Raw genomic sequence first — 14,522 nt, forward strand, 5'->3', positions numbered from 1 at the left:
ATTAAGCGCGTTGCCTCTCCGAGTGTGGTCGTCCGTCGCTACGGTTCGACGACCAATTTCCCGAGGAAGCTCTCCTCCAACACGTCGCGCTGTGCGTCGGCCACCCCGTCCAACGAGTAGGTCCGGGCGATTTCGGGGACGACTTCGCCGTCCGCCACGAGTCGCGCCAACCGCGCCAGCACCGCCGAGATGTCCGGCGTGTTGTACATGCTCATCAGCGTTATCGTCAACTCCTTCGAGCGCGCGGCGGGGACGTTCTCGAACCCGGCCGCAACGTCTTCGTTGCCGATGCCGACGATTCGCGCACCGGTTGCTGCCACGTCCGCGTCGAACTGGAGGTAGTCGTCCAGTCGGTGGTCGAGGACGACGTCCGGTTTCCCCGCCTCCTCCACGGCCTCCGCGAGGTCGTCCCTGCGGTAATCGAGAACCGTGTCCGCGCCGATTGCTTCGAGTCTGTCGTGATAGTCCTCGCTCGCCGTCGTGGTCACGCGGGCACCGGTCGCGGCCGCGAGTTGCACAGCGACGTGGCCGACGCCGCCGCTTCCGCCGTGGACGAGGCACGTTTCCGCCGGTTCGAGGCCGCCGTGGTCGATGAGCGCGCGCCACGCCGTGACGCCGACGAGGGAGACGGCCGCCCCTTCCTCGAAACCGACGCCGTCGGGGAGGTGAGCGACCGTATCCGTCGGCGTCGTGACGTACTCCGCGCAGGTTCCGGGGCGGTCGTTGCCGAGTCCGGTGCCGAACACGCGGTCGCCCGCGTCGAACGCTTCTATTTCGTCGCCGACCGCTTCGACCGTTCCGGCGAAATCCGACCCTGGAATCCACGGGAGGTCGCCCGGTCGGTACGACCCCTCGCGGAAGTAGGTGTCCACGGGATTCACCGCTGCGGCGCGGACCGCCACTAACAGTTCGTCGTCGTCGGGTTCCGGTCGGTCGATCTCGTCCACCTGTAGCACGTCCGGGCCGCCGTGTTCGTGATAGCGTACTGCGCGCATGTGTGGGTCCACGATGGGGAGGAAAATAAGTCCGCAGGGGTCGAAACGAAGGTATGCCCATCTGCCCCGATTGTGACGTGTCGATGGAAACCGCCGAGCATCAAACGTTCGGCGAGGAGCGAATCAGCCTCCGAACCGAGGGCGGTCTCCTGAGCGCGCTCGGACTCGATGCCGAGTATTTGAACAGCTACCTCTGTCCCGACTGTCGGTTGGTGAGGTTCTATGCCGACTGACCGAATCGCCCATCGCGGGTTCGCCGACGACTATCCCGAAAACACCCCGCTGGCGTTTCGAACGGCGGCCGAGCATGCGGACGCCGTCGAGATGGACGTTCAGCGTTGCGGGTCGGGCGAACTCGTCGTCTTTCACGACGAGAAACTCGGTCGCGTAACCGACCGGTTCGGACTGGTTCAGGACACGCCGTGGTCGATCCTTCGGGAACTGGAGGTTCAAGGATCCGACCAGACGGTTCCGAGCCTCGAAACCGCGCTCGATTCGGTCCCGGCGGGGACGGCCATCAACCTCGAACTGAAGCACGTCGGGATGGCGGATGAGGTGCTCGACGCGGTGGCAGACGTCGCAAACGAGATGCTCCTCTCGTCGTTCGATTCGAACGCCCTCCGAGACCTTCGTGAGCGGGACGACGACGTTCGACTGGCTTACATCAACCAGCGCGGGCCGAACTGCATCGACACGGCCCTCGATCTGGACTGTGTTTGTGTCCATCCGCGAGCGGACCTCTGTGACGCGACGTTCGTGGAACGAGCGCACGAGGAGGGGTTGACCGTGAACTCGTGGACCGTGGACGACGAGGAGGGAGCGAGGGCGTTGGCGGACGCCGGCGTCGACGGCATCGTCTCGGACACGTCGGCGGTGTTCTGACTCGGTTGGCCGATGCCGTTTGCTTCCGACTTTCGAACCGTCGTCCGTTCACCGAAAACGGAACGGACGCGCCGATAAAATCCGACGAAACCGATGACTGTAGACTACTTTGAGGGGCGTCGAAAACCGGTCGCGGCAAAAACTGCTCTCGCAACGAACCGGCGGGATTTAAGCGGCGCGGAAACCCCCTTTCGAATGCATGAGGCTACACGAGTACCAGGCGAAGGAGGTGTTTTCCGACGCGGGGATTCCGACGCCGGATTCGGCGCTCGCGGAGAGTGTCGAGGAAGTCGTCGAAGCGGCGGAGGACATCGGCTACCCCGTCGCGGTAAAAGCGCAAGTACACGTCGGCGGCCGCGGAAAGGCCGGCGGAATCAAACTCGCTGAGAACCGCGACGAGGCCGAGGAGGCCGCCGAGGACATCCTCGGAATGGACCTCAAAGGATACACGGTCGAACAGGTGTTGGTCGAAGGGGCCGTCGACTTCGTCAACGAACTCTACGTCGGCGTGACGATGGACCGCGGCGAGGGCAAACCGGTCGCCATGGTCTCCACGAAGGGCGGCGTCGATATCGAATCCGTCGCCAAGGAGGACCCCGAGGCGATAGCCCGGGAACACATCGACCCGGCGTTCGGGATGCACCCGTATCAGGCCCGCAAGGCCGTCTTCGAAGCGGGCGTGGACAAGGACATCGCCATGGACGTCGCGAGCGTCCTCACGACGCTGTACGACCTCTGGTCCGACAAGGACGCGAGCGACGCCGAAATCAACCCGCTGATGGTCACGAGCGACGACGAGGTCGTCGCGGCCGACGCGGTGCTCAACATCGACAACGACGCGCTGTTCCGTCACCCCGACCTCGCGGAGATGGAGGAGGACTCCTACGAGGACGACCTCGAACGCAAGGCCGGCGAGTACGGCTTCGACTACGTTCGACTCGACGGCAACGTCGGCATCATCGGCAACGGTGCCGGTCTCGTCATGACCACGCTCGACCTCGTGGACTACTACGGCGGTGAACCCGCCAACTTCCTCGACATCGGCGGCGGCGCGAAGGCCGAGCGCGTGACGAACGCGCTGGACATGGTGTTCTCGGACGAGAACGTCGATTCAGTCGTCTTCAACATCTTCGGCGGCATCACCCGCGGCGACGAGGTCGCCAAGGGTATCAACGAGGCGCTCGAATCGCTCGACGAGATTCCGAAACCCGTCGTCGTTCGACTCGCGGGGACGAACGCCGAGGAAGGAATGGAGATTCTGAATACCGACCTCGTTCAGGTCGAAGCAACGCTCGAAGACGCGGTTCAGCGTGCCGTCGAAAACGCGGAGGACAAACAATGAGCATTCTCGTCGACGACGACACCAGAGTGGTCGTCCAAGGTATCACCGGCGGTGAGGGAAGCTTCCACGCCCAACAGATGATGGAGTACGGAACGAACGTCGTCGCCGGTGCGGTCCCCGGCAAGGGCGGGCAGGAAGCACACGGCGTGCCCGTCTACGACACCGTGAACGAAGCGGTCGAGGAGGAGGACGCCGACGCGTCCGTCATCTTCGTCCCGCCCGCGTTCGCGGCAGACGCCATCTTCGAGGCCCTCGACACGGACCTCGACCTCGCGGTGGCCATCACGGAAGGCGTTCCAACGCAGGACATGTCGAAGGTGTACAAGCGCCTCTCGGAGACCGACACGCGACTGCTCGGCCCGAACTGCCCCGGCATCATCACGCCCGGCGAGGCCAAACTCGGTATCCTCCCCGGCAACATCTTCGAGGCCGGTAACGTCGGTCTCGTCTCGCGCTCGGGGACGCTGACCTACCAAGTCGTGGACAGCCTCACCCAGCGCGGCATCGGGCAGACGACCGCCATCGGCATCGGCGGCGACCCCATCATCGGCACGGACTTCATCGACGCGCTCTCGCTCTTCGAGGACGACCCGGACACCGACGCGGTCGTCATGTGCGGCGAAATCGGCGGCGAGGACGAGGAGGAGGCCGCGGCCTTCATCGCGGAGAACATGGACACCCCGGTTTCCGGCTTCATCGCCGGTCGCACGGCCCCGCCAGGAAAACGCATGGGCCACGCGGGTGCCATCGTCTCCGGCAGCGGAACCGGAACCGCGGAAAGCAAAATCAACGCCCTCAACGACGCGGGCGTTCCGGTCGGCGACACGCCCGAAGAAGTCGCCGACAACATCGAAGACTTCCTGTAATCTCCCATCTCTATTTCTCGTTTCGTCCGTCCCGTCGAGCGGAGCGATCCTCGTTCGAATCGCGAGCGACGTGATGGGCGGGTTCTTCTCGGATTTCGAACACGCCGAACCAATAGAATTAACTCCTCGTAATATGATATGTCGGACGAAGCAACAGGGCTTTCGCCGAAAGGCAGGTGTCAGAGCACCTACCCTGCTTGCTTCGAGGCTATCGAAGCATGTCCGACAACGAACCTTCTCAAGAAAAGAGTATCGCCATCAAACAGGTCGGCCTCCGCTTCCGCAGCATCGACGCCGACGACGTGGACGAGGAACTTTTGCGTGCAATTCACGCCGTGCTGGACGAACGGGGCTTGCCCGTCAGCAGCATCTCCGTCGAACCGCGTAAGCCGTACGTTCCCCGGCGGTCGGATCCGCACCTGCCGTAGCGGGGACTGAATCGTATTTTTTGGAGACGAGGGTTCAGACGAAGTTCGTCTACGACCGCGCCGCGAGATACGTCACCGCCAACTCGTGGAGCGCCGGGTTCGGGACGGCGTGCGGACGCGCCTCCTGCACGATGGCTAGCGCGTCGTGGAACGTCCTGTCCTCCTCGGCGGCGAGCGTGGCCGCGAGAACCGTGCTGCTCCGTGAAATTCCCGCCGTGCAGTGAACGAGGAGTGACCCTTCCCCGCGGAACAACCGTCGCGCGGTGTCCACGGCGCTTTCGAACGCGTGCCACTCGTTCCCCGCGCCGTCGATGAGGGGATGGTGGTGTGTGGTGAGCGGATGGCTCTCGGTGGAAACCGAGAGGACGCAGTCGAACGCGTGGTCGTGGCGGTCGGGGTGTGCCGCCGCCTCGTTTCCGATGAACAGGTCCCGCGGTCCGAGACGCCGAATCGCCGGTTCGTCGGCGACGTATCCCACGGGTCGGACGAAAACGTGCGGTTCGTCGCCCGCATCGGGTTCGTCGGCCATCCTCTCGTGCTCGTCGGATGCTGTGTTTCAACCTTTCGATTTTTCGACCGAATACAGTTGAAAAACGAAACGACGACGGGGGAATAGTCATCGAAGTTAGTTTTGAATCGGGTCGATGCGGGAAAAGACCAATATCCCCCGGCGTCGTGTACTGTGGTATGAGCAACAACGACAGAACTCGTGTGAGGGATATGATGTCAACGCCACTGAAGACGATTTCCGCGGACGCGACCGTCGCGGAGGCCGCGACGGTGATGCGCGACGGCGACATCAGCGCGCTCGTCGTAACGACGTCGCCGCGTGCGATAATCAGCAGTTCCGACGTCCTCGACGCCGCTGCCGACGGGTTGGACCCGACGGAAGTGACGGTCGCGGACGTGATGACCGAGGACGTCGAGACCGTGACGCCAGACCTCTACATGGAGGAAGTCGCGGCGATGATGACCACTTACGGCATCAAACACCTCCCCGTCGTGGACGATGAGTACGTGGGGATGGTCTCCTCGACGGACGTCACCACCCTCCTCTCCTGAGGGGGGAGACGGCGGTCGAAGCGGGGGGACGGCCCGGACGATGGCACGTTCACCGCGACGAGACGAAATCGCTTTACTTTGGCGCTGCCACCGGAAACTGTGACCCGCGTCCTGCTCGTCGGTTCGGAAGGCGTCGAGTTGCGTGCCGAACTCCTCTCACGTGAGACGGCACGCGATGCGCTCGCGACCTATCAGCTCCGCGAACCGTACGACAACTGCCTCGAACTGGAGACCATCAGCGTCGGCGCCGCGACCTCGCTGTTGAACGACCTGAACTGGTATCTGGTTCGCTTCGTGGACGAGGCGCTCGTCCTTGACCCGAGCGTGAGCGACGAGGAATGGCTCTCGCGGAAACTTGCGGCGCGCGTGCGTGACCGCGAAGTGGAAGCCGCGGAAACGGACCCGCTGCTCAAAGTGTATGGCGTCATGAACGGAGAGTTCGGCGCGGAACTCGTGGAACCGATGTACGTCGCTCGGACGGCCGATGGGGTTCCGGAGTACGACCTGCGCGACGTGGACGACACGGTGGTCGTCCGCGTGACGGAAGACGAATTCCGATCGTAGAAGAACGACGGGAAATCGCCCCCGAAAGTTCCGGCACAACCCTTTTCCACGTACTCGGCGACGGGGGCGTATGGTGGGGCCAATCAGCGAGGAACAGGTAGCGGCATGGCTGGACGAGAAGGTCGTGAACGACGTTCAGCACGTGAACGAGGAAGGGACGGAGTTCAACATTCAACTTCGACTCGCACGACTACCGATACACATCATCAAAGAGGAGACGCTGGGACCGATTCGACTGGTCAGCAACACGGCGTTCGACACGGAACGAACCCGACGACTCCTCGAAAGCGAGACGGACAGGGACGAACTACTGACCCGCATCGGACCGGCGCTGGCGGCGACGCCGGGATTTTATACGTTTCTCGACGCGGAGGGAACATCGTGTGAGTTGCGGGACGCGCAGTCGATTCAACTCGAACATCGAATCTATCCCGACGGGGCCAGTCGGCAGTCGGTGATGGAGGGTCTGATGGGCCTCGCAACCGCCATGCGATATCTCCAGAACACCGTCGCCATGCTTCTCGACGTGCGACGAGACGGGTAGGGGAGAGGGGAGGGCTTCGGGAACCGGAGTCGGGGACCGAAACGTCAGCGGGGCAGCGGGAGGATGGGCCATGGCGAACCCACGGTCGAAACAGTACCTCGGGGTAGAAAACGGACGGCCATCGTTCCCAGTTCGTGAAAACGAGGGACGAGCAGCGTCCCGTCTCGATTCGTGAGGTGGCTCACTCGGAATCGCCTCCGTCCTCCCGCAACGACACCTTCGGACGACCCGCATGCCACCCCAGCACCCACTCTCGGATGGTCAACGTCTCGCGATAATCCGAAAGGAAGTGGCGTTCGCCCGTCTGCGCGTAGTTCACGACGGCGACCAGGAACACGCCGCCGAGCGTGTTTCCGAGGAGGACCGGCGTCCAGAAGTGGACGACGACGGGGATCAACCCTGCATGGCCGGTGAACAGCAGATACGACGCGTCGCACGCCGTCACGACGACGTGGTAGAGGCCGGTCGCCGGAATCGTGTAGATGATGACGTACACGAGGAGCAGTCGGGCCGCCGAGTCACGGGAGGCGTGGTCGAGCCAGACCATCCCCGCGACGAGCCATCCGGCGAAGATGGCCTTGAAGAACAGCGACCACCAGCCCTGTCGAATCCCCTCCCGTCCGAACTCGACCGCCGCGTGTGCCGCTTCCGGTGTCAGCACGTTGGCGTGTGCCAGCACCAACGCCCCGAGTGCCGCCCCGAGAAGGTTGCCGAACAGCACGACGCCCCACACCCGGAACAGGAGGGGGATACTCGCGAGGCGGGTCAACACCAGCGTCACCGGGGGAAGCGTGTTCTCCGTGTACAGCTGATACCGTCCCATGATGATGTAGATGAAGCCAACCGGATACAGCAGCGCGCCGATCTGCGGGTTGGAGAACGTCGCGCTCAGCTCCGCGTGCGCCAGCACGGTGAGCGTGATGGCGAACCCGGCGGCCAACCCGCTGAAGAACAGTTCACGGACGCTGGAGTCTATCTCCTCGTCGGCGCTCGCGATGACGCGCTGAAATATCTCGTCCGTCGAGAACCGGTCCCGAACGGCCTCGCCGGCCGCTGGCGCGCCGCTTCGAGCGCGGTCGACCGCCTCTCGAATGCTGTCGTCGGATTTCGAGTCGTCTGCACTCATGATTCTCCACGGGTCAGGAACGCAAGCCGTCGCCGTCGGACTGCTCGCTGTACACGAACACACCCCACACGAGTAAGACGGTTGCGGCGGTCGAAATCGAAGCAAATGACCCGCTATCGACGGTCCGACGCGAGAAACAGGTGACGACGAACGACGCCGAGCGCGTGGCCTCAGTCGAACATGCCCGTCGATAGGTAGCGCTCCCCGCTGTCGGGGAAGACGGTGACGACGAGCGGGCAGTCGTCGTAGCCCTGTTCGACACCACCATCGGGCTTCGCCCGATATACTGCCGATTCGTCGTCGGCACCACCATCGGATTTCATCCGATGTACTGCCGATTGATCATCGGCACCACCGTCGGACGTCGCTCTCGTTCGTTCGTCGTCCGTCTCCACCATGTCGTTCCACTCCTCGGGGACCTCCGGGCAGTTGAGTTCCGGCCGGGCGAGACGCTCTGCGACCCGGTAGGCCGCGATGCTCGCCGCGCCGCTCGATTGGCCAACCAGAATTCCCTCCTCGCGGACGAGACGACGACACTCCTCCTCGGCGTCCTCCAGCGCGACGCGTTCGACCGAATCGAGCAGGTCGGTGTCGAGGAGTTCGCTTACGAATCCGGGCCCCATCCCCTGAAACTCGTCCTCGCCGGGTTCACCGGTCGAGAGGACGGGGTTGCGGTCCGGTTCGACGGCGACGACGTCCATGTCGGGGAACTCCTCCAACAGGCGCGAGGCGGTGCCCGTAATCGTCCCGCCGGTGCCGACGCCCGCGACGAAGGCGTCGATTTCGCGGCCGTCGACCTGTTCGAGAATCTCCTCCGCGGTCGTGCGGTAGTGGGCCTCGGCGTTGGACGCGTTCTCGAACTGGCCGAGTTGCACCGCGTCGCCGGACTCGGTGAGTTCGGTCGCCCGCGCCTTGGCTGTCTCCATGTTCCCGTCGACGAGTTCGAGGTCCGCGCCGTAGGCCTTGAGCAGTTGTCTGCGCTCCGGCGATTTCGACGCGGGCATGACGATGGTGAGGTCGTAGCCACGGGCCGCACAGACGACCGCCAAACCGATGCCCGTGTTGCCGCTCGTCGGTTCGACGATTCGGTCGCCCGTGTGGAGTTCCCCTGCGCGCTCCGCGGCCTCGACCATCGCCAGCGCGGGTCGGTCCTTCGCCGACCCGCCGGGGTTGAACGATTCGAGTTTCGCCGCAACGGTCGCACCCTCGGGAGAGCGGACGTGGACGAGCGGCGATCCCACGGCGTCGAGGATGGATGATTTCATGTTTCACGGTACGAATCCCACGCCTAAACACCTACTGGACTCCGGCAGAGGGTGCCGGAAGCGAGAATTCTTATCCGCGTTGGTTCCCATCCTTCGAACATGGAATCGACAAAACCGAACCCCGAGTGGGACGCGAGCGAACACAGCGAAGCGATAGACGCCTTCGAATCGGGTCTCGGCGAACTCACCTACCGAGTCTGGGGCGCGGATTGGTGCGGCGACTGCCAGTCGTGCCTGCCGGACTTCTTCGCCGCACTGGAGGCCGCGGGCGTGGAGGACGAACGAGTTCACGTCTACGAGGTGGACGACGACAAGAACGGCGAACTCACCGAGGAGTACGACGTGACGCTCATCCCGACCATCGTGGTCGAGCGTGCGGACGAGGAAGTCGCCCGATTCGAGGAGGAAGAGGACCTGCCCGCGGCGGACTACCTCGCGCGCCGACTCTTCGAAAGCGACGCGTTGGCCTGAGGATTCGATTACGTTTCAATTCCGCCTCCGTTTTTCTCACCGTCGTAACCGCAGCAGCACGACCGAAAGGAGCGTGACGACCGCGAGGTACGCGACGCCCAAGCCGAGGGTTTCGACCGTGATTCCGCCCCCGAACTGGGCCTCGACGGCGAGCGCGGACGGGTAGTGGCCGGGAAGCAGTTCGACCGGCAGGTCGGGGGTCGTGGCGGGGTTCTGGAAGAGAAACACGTCGATCGACGGCCCGAACAGCATGAGGTAGACGCCCGGCAGACGACCCAAGACGATGCCGACGAGCGCGCCGACGATGCCGTAGGTCACGGCCGCGAGCAGGGTCGCGAGGGCGATTTCGCCCGGTCGGTTCGGGCCGAGCGTCACGAGCAGAACCCCCATCGAGACGGCCGTCACGAGTACGCCCACGACGGCGAGGAGGCCAAGTCTGGCGGTGATCAGTTCGCCGGGTCGATACCCCGCGAGGACGAGGCGAGCGTCCGCGTCCCGTCCCGCGTGGGTGCGGAAGAACCCCGCGAATCCGCCGACCAGCGCGCCGACCAGCGGCGCCAACAGAACCGGATACACCGTCGAGAGCGACGCGGTGGTCGTCCCGCCGCCGGGGAGGTGAACGGGCGTCGGCGCGTCCGGGGTGAGAAACGAGACGACGCCGAGGAAGTAGGTGGGCAGGAAGACGAACATGGCGAGCAACAGCGGGTTCCGCGCGTAGCTTTTCAACCCCGCAACCGTCGCGGTGACGACGCGGCCCGTCCGTGAACCGCTTCCAGGCGCGTCGGATGCGGCGTGATTCATACGGCCGCACCTCCCGTGGTGCGGCCGTACGCGAGCGAAACGAGAACGAGGAGGACGAGGGCGTAGGCCCCACCGGCCACCACGTCGCCGGTAGTGATGGTTCCGCTCACGACCGCCGATTCGAACAACGTTTGGGGATAGTGAAGCGGGAATATCTTGACAAGCGGCGAGTCGGTCCCGACGAGTCCGCTGCCGAGAAAGAGGTCGGCGTCCGCGAGAAACACCAGCGCGAGCGAGCCTTCGAGTTCGCGGGGGACGAGCGACCCGACGAGCATGCCGAACAGGCCGAAGACGAACCCGGCGAAGACGAGCGCCGCGAACGCCGCCGCCGGTTTCGCGGGCGAGACGTGTCGCCAGAGCGCGGCGAAGGAGAGGAGCGCGGCGACGACTGTCACGCCACACAGAGTCACCAACCGCGAGAGAAACAGTTCGGTTCGGGGAAAGCCACAGAGGACGAGTCTTCGGTCCGCCGCCGTCGCGCTGACGACCTGAAAGACGCCGACCATTCCGGCGAGGAACGCCGTCGCGAAGAGCGCGCCGGTCATCCGGGCGACGGTGGCGGGCGGGGCGGGCATCGACGGCATCTCGGGAAACGACGCGAGCGCCAACCGCATGATTTCCACGACGACTATCGGAAAGCCGAGCAGGAGGACGACCGACACCGGTTCGCGGACGAACGACGCGACGTGCGATCTGACGCCGGTTGCGAGCCTCATTGCTCCTCCAGCGCGCCGTCCCGGAGTTCACAGACGCGGTCGAAGCGCTCGCGTTCGTTGATGAGGTGGGAAATGATGACGATGGCAGTCCCGTCCTCGCGGAGTTCGTCGGTCAGGTCCCAGAAGGCGAGGTACGTCTCCCAGTCGAAGCCCGTGTACGGTTCGTCCAGCAGGAGGACGCTCGGTTCGTGGAGCAGGGAGACTGCGAGGTTCACCTTCTGTCGGTTGCCGCCGCTCAGGTGGTCGATTCGCCTGTCGAGAAAGCGCTCGAAATCCAATCGCTCCGCGAGCGTCCCCGTTCGGGACTCGATTTTAGAATCCGAGAGACCGTACCCCTCGCCGAACAGTCGAAACGTCTCGCGCGGCGTGAGTCGGTCGTAGAGTCGCGGTTCCTGCGGACACCACCCGACGGTCCCGTCGCGTTCGACCCGCCCGGAATCGGCTTCGATCGCACCTACCAACGTCTTCAGGAGCGTCGATTTCCCGCTCCCGTTCTCGCCGACGATGCCGACGATTTCGCCGGCGCGAACGTCGATGCTCGCGCCAGTGAGCACTTCCACGTCCCGCGAAAACGGGAGATGTGAGCCGTACCGCTTCTCGATGCCGTCCGCTCGCAGGACGACGCTCGGTTTCGACGTTTGTTGATTTTCTAAATTCGGCATATACTGAATATTCCGAAGACAACGATTTAGTGTTTTCGCTGCCAACCCCCGTCCATGGACGACCCCGAGGAAACCCGGGAGGAGAAGCGCGAAGCGGCCCGCGAGGAGGTCATCGAGGCGATAGAACGCTCCACGTCGATTTACGGCGTCAAGCGAAGCTACGGTCGGTTGTACGGCATCCTCTTTTTCGCCCACGACCCGCTCTCATTGGACGAGTTGGTCGAGGAGAGCGGCTACGCGAAGTCCACCGTGAGCGACGCGATGAGCACGTTACAACGGTTTCACATGGTGAACCGCCGGTCGAAACCGGGGGAAGGAAAGCGGGCGTTCTTCGAAGCCGAGACGGATCTGTGGCACGTCGTTCAGGAGTTCCTGCAGACCGAGATACGACGCGAGACGCAGATCATGTCGCGCGCGCTCGCCGACGCCGAGGAGCAGTTGGAAGCGGCAGGCGCGGACGAGGACCTCGAAAAAGTTCGGCGACTGCGGCGGTTGTACGACCAGACGGATATGCTCATCAGCGTCCTCGGTCGGGTCCCGCTGGACCGATTCATGAACCTCGTCAAGCAACTCAAACGGGAGTAGTGAACGCTACTCCGGCGCGAGGTCGTCCGCCCACTCCAACCCCGCGTCGATGTCCGTCACGGGCGGCGAGCAGGTGAACGAGCGACAGACGTAGAGCGTCGGTTCGCCGGACGACTCGCGGTCGGCCCAAATCGGCGGCACGCTCTCCAATCCGAGTTCATCACACCACTCCGTCACGCCGTCCTCCGTCGGCGGGCGTCGGGTCAGAATCCGCGTGGGAAGGAGGGTTTCGGAGAGCCGTTCCCGCCACGACGCCGGGAGTTCGTCACCCGCGACGGTCAGTTCGAGCGACCCGGTCGCGTTGCGGTCGGCGGCGAGCGCCAGCGTCGCGTACTGGAAGGGGTTCGACTCGATGGTCCGAGCGTGGGTTTCGAGCACCGCTTCCGGGACCTCGGCGAACGCCTCGTCGGGCGCGAACTCCGAGAGGACGGCCAGCACGTCGGTCGCAACGCCCAGACTCGACGGGGTGGACTGGTCGGCGAGTTCCTGCGGACGGGCGACCAGTCGCTCGCCGCTCTCGGGCGTGAAGTACAGCGTGCCGCGTTCTTCGTCCCAGAACTCGCGTTCGATGGCACGCGCGAGGTCGAGCGCGAACCCGAGGCATTCGGGATTCCCCGTCGTCTGATAGAGCGAGAACGCACCGCGCGCGAGGAAGGCGTAATCTTCGAGGTAGCCCTCGATGGCGACATCATCGTCCTTGAATCGCCGCGAGAGTCTCCCTTCCTCCTCGTCCCACAGGTGCTCGCGAACGAAGTCGAGCGCGTCCGCCGCGAGGTCGGTGTAGTGGTCGGCGAGGACGAAACCGCCCTCCGCGAGCGCGGCAATCAGCAGACCGTTCCACCCCGCCAGAATCTTCTCGTCGCGGGGCGGGTGGTTCCGTTCCTCGCGGGCTTCGAACATGGACAGGGTGGCCCGTTCGAGCAGGTTCCGAACCTCGTCCTCGGGTAGGTCGTACTTCTCCGCGAGGTCCGGGATATCCGTGGTCAGGGTCAACACCGTCTTCCCCTCGAAGTTGCCCGATTGGGTGACGCCGTAACGTTCGCAGACGATGTCCGCCACCGTCTCGTCGTCGATGTCGTCGTCATCGCGCTCGTCGTTGACGGCCTCGTACACGTCGCTCGGCGTCCAGACGTAGAACGGCCCCTCCTCGTAGCTGCCCTTCTCGTCCTCGCTTCGGGCGTCGAGCGTGCTGTAGAACCCGCCGTCGGGGTGGCGCATCTCGCGTTCGAGGAATTCGAACGTCTCGCGGACGACGTCGGCGTATCGGTCGTCGCCGGTGAGCCGATACCCCTCGATGAGTACGCGGGGCAGTTCCGCGTTGTCGTAGAGCATCTTCTCGAAGTGCGGCACCGTCCACTTCCGGTCGGTCGCATAGCGGTGGAACCCGCCGCCGATGTGGTCGTACATCCCGCGGTTCACCATCGCGTCGAGCGTTTCGACCGCCACGTCGCGGTACTGGGTCGCGCCGGTCCTGTCGTACGCCCGGAGGAGCAAGTCAACTCGCGCCGGTTGCGGGAACTTCGGCCCCCCGCGACCGAACCCGCCGTACTCGCGGTCCGCGGTGCGGACGGTCTGCTGGCCCGCGCTTTCGAGCAGTTCCGGGCCGGGCGCGTCGTCGGCCTCGGGCGTCGATTCCAGTTCACCCTCGATGGCGTCCGTCCACTGCTCGCCGCGGTTTTTCATCTCCTCGGGGTTCTCCTGCCACGTGTTCTTCACATTTTCGAGCAGTTCGACGAACCCGGGTCGTCCCTGCTGGGAACGCTTGGGGAAGTACGTCCCGACGTAGAACGGTTTGCCGTCGGGGGTCAGCCACGCCGACAGCGGCCACCCGCCGCCGCCCGTCACCTGCTGGCAGATGCTCATGTAAATCGAATCGATGTCCGGGCGCTCCTCCCTGTCCACCTTTATCGGGACGAAGTTCTCGTTCAGCAGTTCCGCCACCTCCTCGTCCTCGAAGCTCTCTTCCTCCATCACGTGACACCAGTGGCAGGCCGAGTAGCCGATGGAGAGGAAGATGGGAACGTTCCGCTCCTTCGCCGCTTCGAGCGCGGCCTCGTCCCACGGTTGCCAGTGAACCGGATTGTCGGCGTGCTGGCGGAGATACGGACTTTCCTCCTCGTCCAGTCGGTTGCGTTCGGTGGGCGCGGTCATATCCGTACTGAGTCTATTGAAGGAGGTAAAGATGGGGATTCGCTCGACGGACGACCGAACCG

General features: G+C 64.3%; 18 protein-coding genes. 10 read left to right on the forward strand and 8 right to left on the reverse strand.

Translation table 11 applies throughout. From position 1 onward, the window contains the following. Positions 1 to 38: 38 nt before the first annotated feature. Entirely contained in the window at positions 39 to 995 is a 957-nt protein-coding gene (locus ACGYLY_RS04305; protein ID WP_395282824.1) for an NADPH:quinone reductase, read from the reverse strand. A gap of 53 nt (positions 996 to 1,048) precedes the next feature. Between ACGYLY_RS04305 and ACGYLY_RS04310 the strand changes: the two genes are divergently transcribed. The 5 genes from ACGYLY_RS04310 to ACGYLY_RS04330 all read left to right on the forward strand — a co-directional run bounded on the left by ACGYLY_RS04310 (position 1,049) and on the right by ACGYLY_RS04330 (position 4,513). Continuing rightward, positions 1,049 to 1,228 carry a hypothetical protein gene (locus ACGYLY_RS04310; RefSeq protein WP_395282823.1) on the forward strand — a complete coding sequence of 60 codons (180 nt, stop codon included), beginning with the start codon at positions 1,049 to 1,051 and terminating at the stop codon, positions 1,226 to 1,228. Further along, positions 1,218 to 1,877, forward strand: coding sequence for a glycerophosphodiester phosphodiesterase (locus tag ACGYLY_RS04315; protein WP_395282822.1), 660 nt, complete (start codon positions 1,218 to 1,220; stop codon positions 1,875 to 1,877). Before ACGYLY_RS04310 ends, ACGYLY_RS04315 begins: the two co-directional genes overlap by 11 nt. 199 nt (positions 1,878 to 2,076) lie before the next feature. Further along, positions 2,077 to 3,219: an ADP-forming succinate--CoA ligase subunit beta gene (gene sucC, locus ACGYLY_RS04320; RefSeq protein WP_395282821.1), complete on the forward strand. Its 1,143-nt coding sequence runs from the start codon at positions 2,077 to 2,079 to the stop codon at positions 3,217 to 3,219. Continuing rightward, on the forward strand, positions 3,216 to 4,085 hold the full coding sequence (gene sucD / locus ACGYLY_RS04325) for a succinate--CoA ligase subunit alpha (protein ID WP_395282820.1): 870 nt from the start codon (positions 3,216 to 3,218) through the stop codon (positions 4,083 to 4,085). The genes sucC and sucD overlap by 4 nt, the downstream gene beginning before the upstream one ends. A 218-nt stretch (positions 4,086 to 4,303) precedes the next feature. Next, the gene (locus ACGYLY_RS04330) at positions 4,304 to 4,513 is read left to right on the forward strand and encodes a hypothetical protein (protein ID WP_395282819.1); all 210 of its coding nucleotides are present in this window, start codon (positions 4,304 to 4,306) and stop codon (positions 4,511 to 4,513) included. A gap of 49 nt (positions 4,514 to 4,562) precedes the next feature. Here ACGYLY_RS04330 and ACGYLY_RS04335 read toward each other — a convergent pair whose 3' ends face one another. Beyond that, positions 4,563 to 5,042, reverse strand: coding sequence for a dual specificity protein phosphatase family protein (locus ACGYLY_RS04335; protein WP_395282818.1), 480 nt, complete (start codon positions 5,040 to 5,042; stop codon positions 4,563 to 4,565). A 158-nt stretch (positions 5,043 to 5,200) separates the two neighbouring features. Between ACGYLY_RS04335 and ACGYLY_RS04340 the strand changes: the two genes are divergently transcribed. From ACGYLY_RS04340 to ACGYLY_RS04350, 3 genes are all read left to right on the forward strand, one after another. Continuing rightward, the gene (locus ACGYLY_RS04340) at positions 5,201 to 5,575 is read left to right on the forward strand and encodes a cyclic nucleotide-binding/CBS domain-containing protein (protein ID WP_395282817.1); all 375 of its coding nucleotides are present in this window, start codon (positions 5,201 to 5,203) and stop codon (positions 5,573 to 5,575) included. Positions 5,576 to 5,674: 99 nt separating this feature from the next. Beyond that, positions 5,675 to 6,139, forward strand: a complete 465-nt coding sequence (locus ACGYLY_RS04345) for a DUF5804 family protein (RefSeq protein ID WP_395284155.1) — start codon at positions 5,675 to 5,677, stop codon at positions 6,137 to 6,139. A gap of 70 nt (positions 6,140 to 6,209) precedes the next feature. Further along, complete coding sequence (locus ACGYLY_RS04350) at positions 6,210 to 6,683, forward strand: hypothetical protein (RefSeq protein ID WP_395282816.1); 474 nt, start codon at positions 6,210 to 6,212, stop codon at positions 6,681 to 6,683. 181 nt (positions 6,684 to 6,864) lie between these two features. On the opposite strand, the gene ACGYLY_RS04355 is transcribed toward ACGYLY_RS04350, so the two are convergent. Then, positions 6,865 to 7,809 carry a formate/nitrite transporter family protein gene (locus ACGYLY_RS04355; RefSeq protein WP_395282815.1) on the reverse strand — a complete coding sequence of 315 codons (945 nt, stop codon included), beginning with the start codon at positions 7,807 to 7,809 and terminating at the stop codon, positions 6,865 to 6,867. 170 nt (positions 7,810 to 7,979) lie between these two features. Next, positions 7,980 to 9,074, reverse strand: a complete 1,095-nt coding sequence (locus tag ACGYLY_RS04360; protein ID WP_395282814.1) for a PLP-dependent cysteine synthase family protein — start codon at positions 9,072 to 9,074, stop codon at positions 7,980 to 7,982. Between the two features lie 99 nt (positions 9,075 to 9,173). Here ACGYLY_RS04360 and ACGYLY_RS04365 point away from each other — a divergent pair, with 99 nt between their 5' ends. Next, positions 9,174 to 9,545 (forward strand): thioredoxin family protein, encoded by a 372-nt coding sequence (locus ACGYLY_RS04365; protein WP_395282813.1) that lies wholly within the window; start codon positions 9,174 to 9,176, stop codon positions 9,543 to 9,545. 36 nt (positions 9,546 to 9,581) lie between these two features. Here ACGYLY_RS04365 and ACGYLY_RS04370 read toward each other — a convergent pair whose 3' ends face one another. From ACGYLY_RS04370 to ACGYLY_RS04380, 3 genes are read right to left on the reverse strand one after another with little or no spacing between them, the layout of a single operon-like run. After that, on the reverse strand, positions 9,582 to 10,346 hold the full coding sequence (locus tag ACGYLY_RS04370; protein WP_395282812.1) for a hypothetical protein: 765 nt from the start codon (positions 10,344 to 10,346) through the stop codon (positions 9,582 to 9,584). Then, positions 10,343 to 11,062, reverse strand: a complete 720-nt coding sequence (locus ACGYLY_RS04375) for a hypothetical protein (protein ID WP_395282811.1) — start codon at positions 11,060 to 11,062, stop codon at positions 10,343 to 10,345. Before ACGYLY_RS04375 ends, ACGYLY_RS04370 begins: the two co-directional genes overlap by 4 nt. Continuing rightward, a complete protein-coding gene (locus ACGYLY_RS04380; RefSeq protein WP_395282810.1) occupies positions 11,059 to 11,724 on the reverse strand; it encodes an ABC transporter ATP-binding protein in 666 nt (221 codons plus the stop codon). The genes ACGYLY_RS04375 and ACGYLY_RS04380 overlap by 4 nt, the downstream gene beginning before the upstream one ends. A gap of 54 nt (positions 11,725 to 11,778) precedes the next feature. Between ACGYLY_RS04380 and ACGYLY_RS04385 the strand changes: the two genes are divergently transcribed. After that, a complete protein-coding gene (locus tag ACGYLY_RS04385; RefSeq protein WP_395282809.1) occupies positions 11,779 to 12,309 on the forward strand; it encodes a GbsR/MarR family transcriptional regulator in 531 nt (176 codons plus the stop codon). 6 nt (positions 12,310 to 12,315) lie between these two features. Here ACGYLY_RS04385 and ACGYLY_RS04390 read toward each other — a convergent pair whose 3' ends face one another. Further along, the gene (locus ACGYLY_RS04390) at positions 12,316 to 14,460 is read right to left on the reverse strand and encodes a thioredoxin domain-containing protein (protein ID WP_395282808.1); all 2,145 of its coding nucleotides are present in this window, start codon (positions 14,458 to 14,460) and stop codon (positions 12,316 to 12,318) included. Between the last annotated feature and the right edge of the window lie 62 nt (positions 14,461 to 14,522).

The organism is Haladaptatus sp. CMAA 1909 (assembly GCF_043952005.1).
Classification (GTDB): domain Archaea; phylum Halobacteriota; class Halobacteria; order Halobacteriales; family Haladaptataceae; genus Haladaptatus.

Bases quoted from the DNA above. Each gene is read 5' to 3' on its own strand.
- ACGYLY_RS04350 (WP_395282816.1), top strand. From the start codon at position 6,210: ATGGTGGGGCCAATCAGCGAGGAACAGGTAGCGGCATGGCTGGACGAG.
- ACGYLY_RS04315 (WP_395282822.1), top strand. From the start codon at position 1,218: ATGCCGACTGACCGAATCGCCCATCGCGGGTTCGCCGACGACTATCCC.
- ACGYLY_RS04340 (WP_395282817.1), top strand. From the start codon at position 5,201: ATGAGCAACAACGACAGAACTCGTGTGAGGGATATGATGTCAACGCCA.
- ACGYLY_RS04365 (WP_395282813.1), top strand. From the start codon at position 9,174: ATGGAATCGACAAAACCGAACCCCGAGTGGGACGCGAGCGAACACAGC.
- ACGYLY_RS04335 (WP_395282818.1), bottom strand. From the start codon at position 5,042: ATGGCCGACGAACCCGATGCGGGCGACGAACCGCACGTTTTCGTCCGA.
- sucD (WP_395282820.1), top strand. From the start codon at position 3,216: ATGAGCATTCTCGTCGACGACGACACCAGAGTGGTCGTCCAAGGTATC.
- ACGYLY_RS04380 (WP_395282810.1), bottom strand. From the start codon at position 11,724: ATGCCGAATTTAGAAAATCAACAAACGTCGAAACCGAGCGTCGTCCTG.
- ACGYLY_RS04375 (WP_395282811.1), bottom strand. From the start codon at position 11,062: ATGAGGCTCGCAACCGGCGTCAGATCGCACGTCGCGTCGTTCGTCCGC.
- sucC (WP_395282821.1), top strand. From the start codon at position 2,077: ATGAGGCTACACGAGTACCAGGCGAAGGAGGTGTTTTCCGACGCGGGG.
- ACGYLY_RS04390 (WP_395282808.1), bottom strand. From the start codon at position 14,460: ATGACCGCGCCCACCGAACGCAACCGACTGGACGAGGAGGAAAGTCCG.
- ACGYLY_RS04360 (WP_395282814.1), bottom strand. From the start codon at position 9,074: ATGAAATCATCCATCCTCGACGCCGTGGGATCGCCGCTCGTCCACGTC.
- ACGYLY_RS04355 (WP_395282815.1), bottom strand. From the start codon at position 7,809: ATGAGTGCAGACGACTCGAAATCCGACGACAGCATTCGAGAGGCGGTC.
- ACGYLY_RS04330 (WP_395282819.1), top strand. From the start codon at position 4,304: ATGTCCGACAACGAACCTTCTCAAGAAAAGAGTATCGCCATCAAACAG.
- ACGYLY_RS04310 (WP_395282823.1), top strand. From the start codon at position 1,049: ATGCCCATCTGCCCCGATTGTGACGTGTCGATGGAAACCGCCGAGCAT.
- ACGYLY_RS04305 (WP_395282824.1), bottom strand. From the start codon at position 995: ATGCGCGCAGTACGCTATCACGAACACGGCGGCCCGGACGTGCTACAG.
- ACGYLY_RS04370 (WP_395282812.1), bottom strand. From the start codon at position 10,346: ATGAATCACGCCGCATCCGACGCGCCTGGAAGCGGTTCACGGACGGGC.
- ACGYLY_RS04385 (WP_395282809.1), top strand. From the start codon at position 11,779: ATGGACGACCCCGAGGAAACCCGGGAGGAGAAGCGCGAAGCGGCCCGC.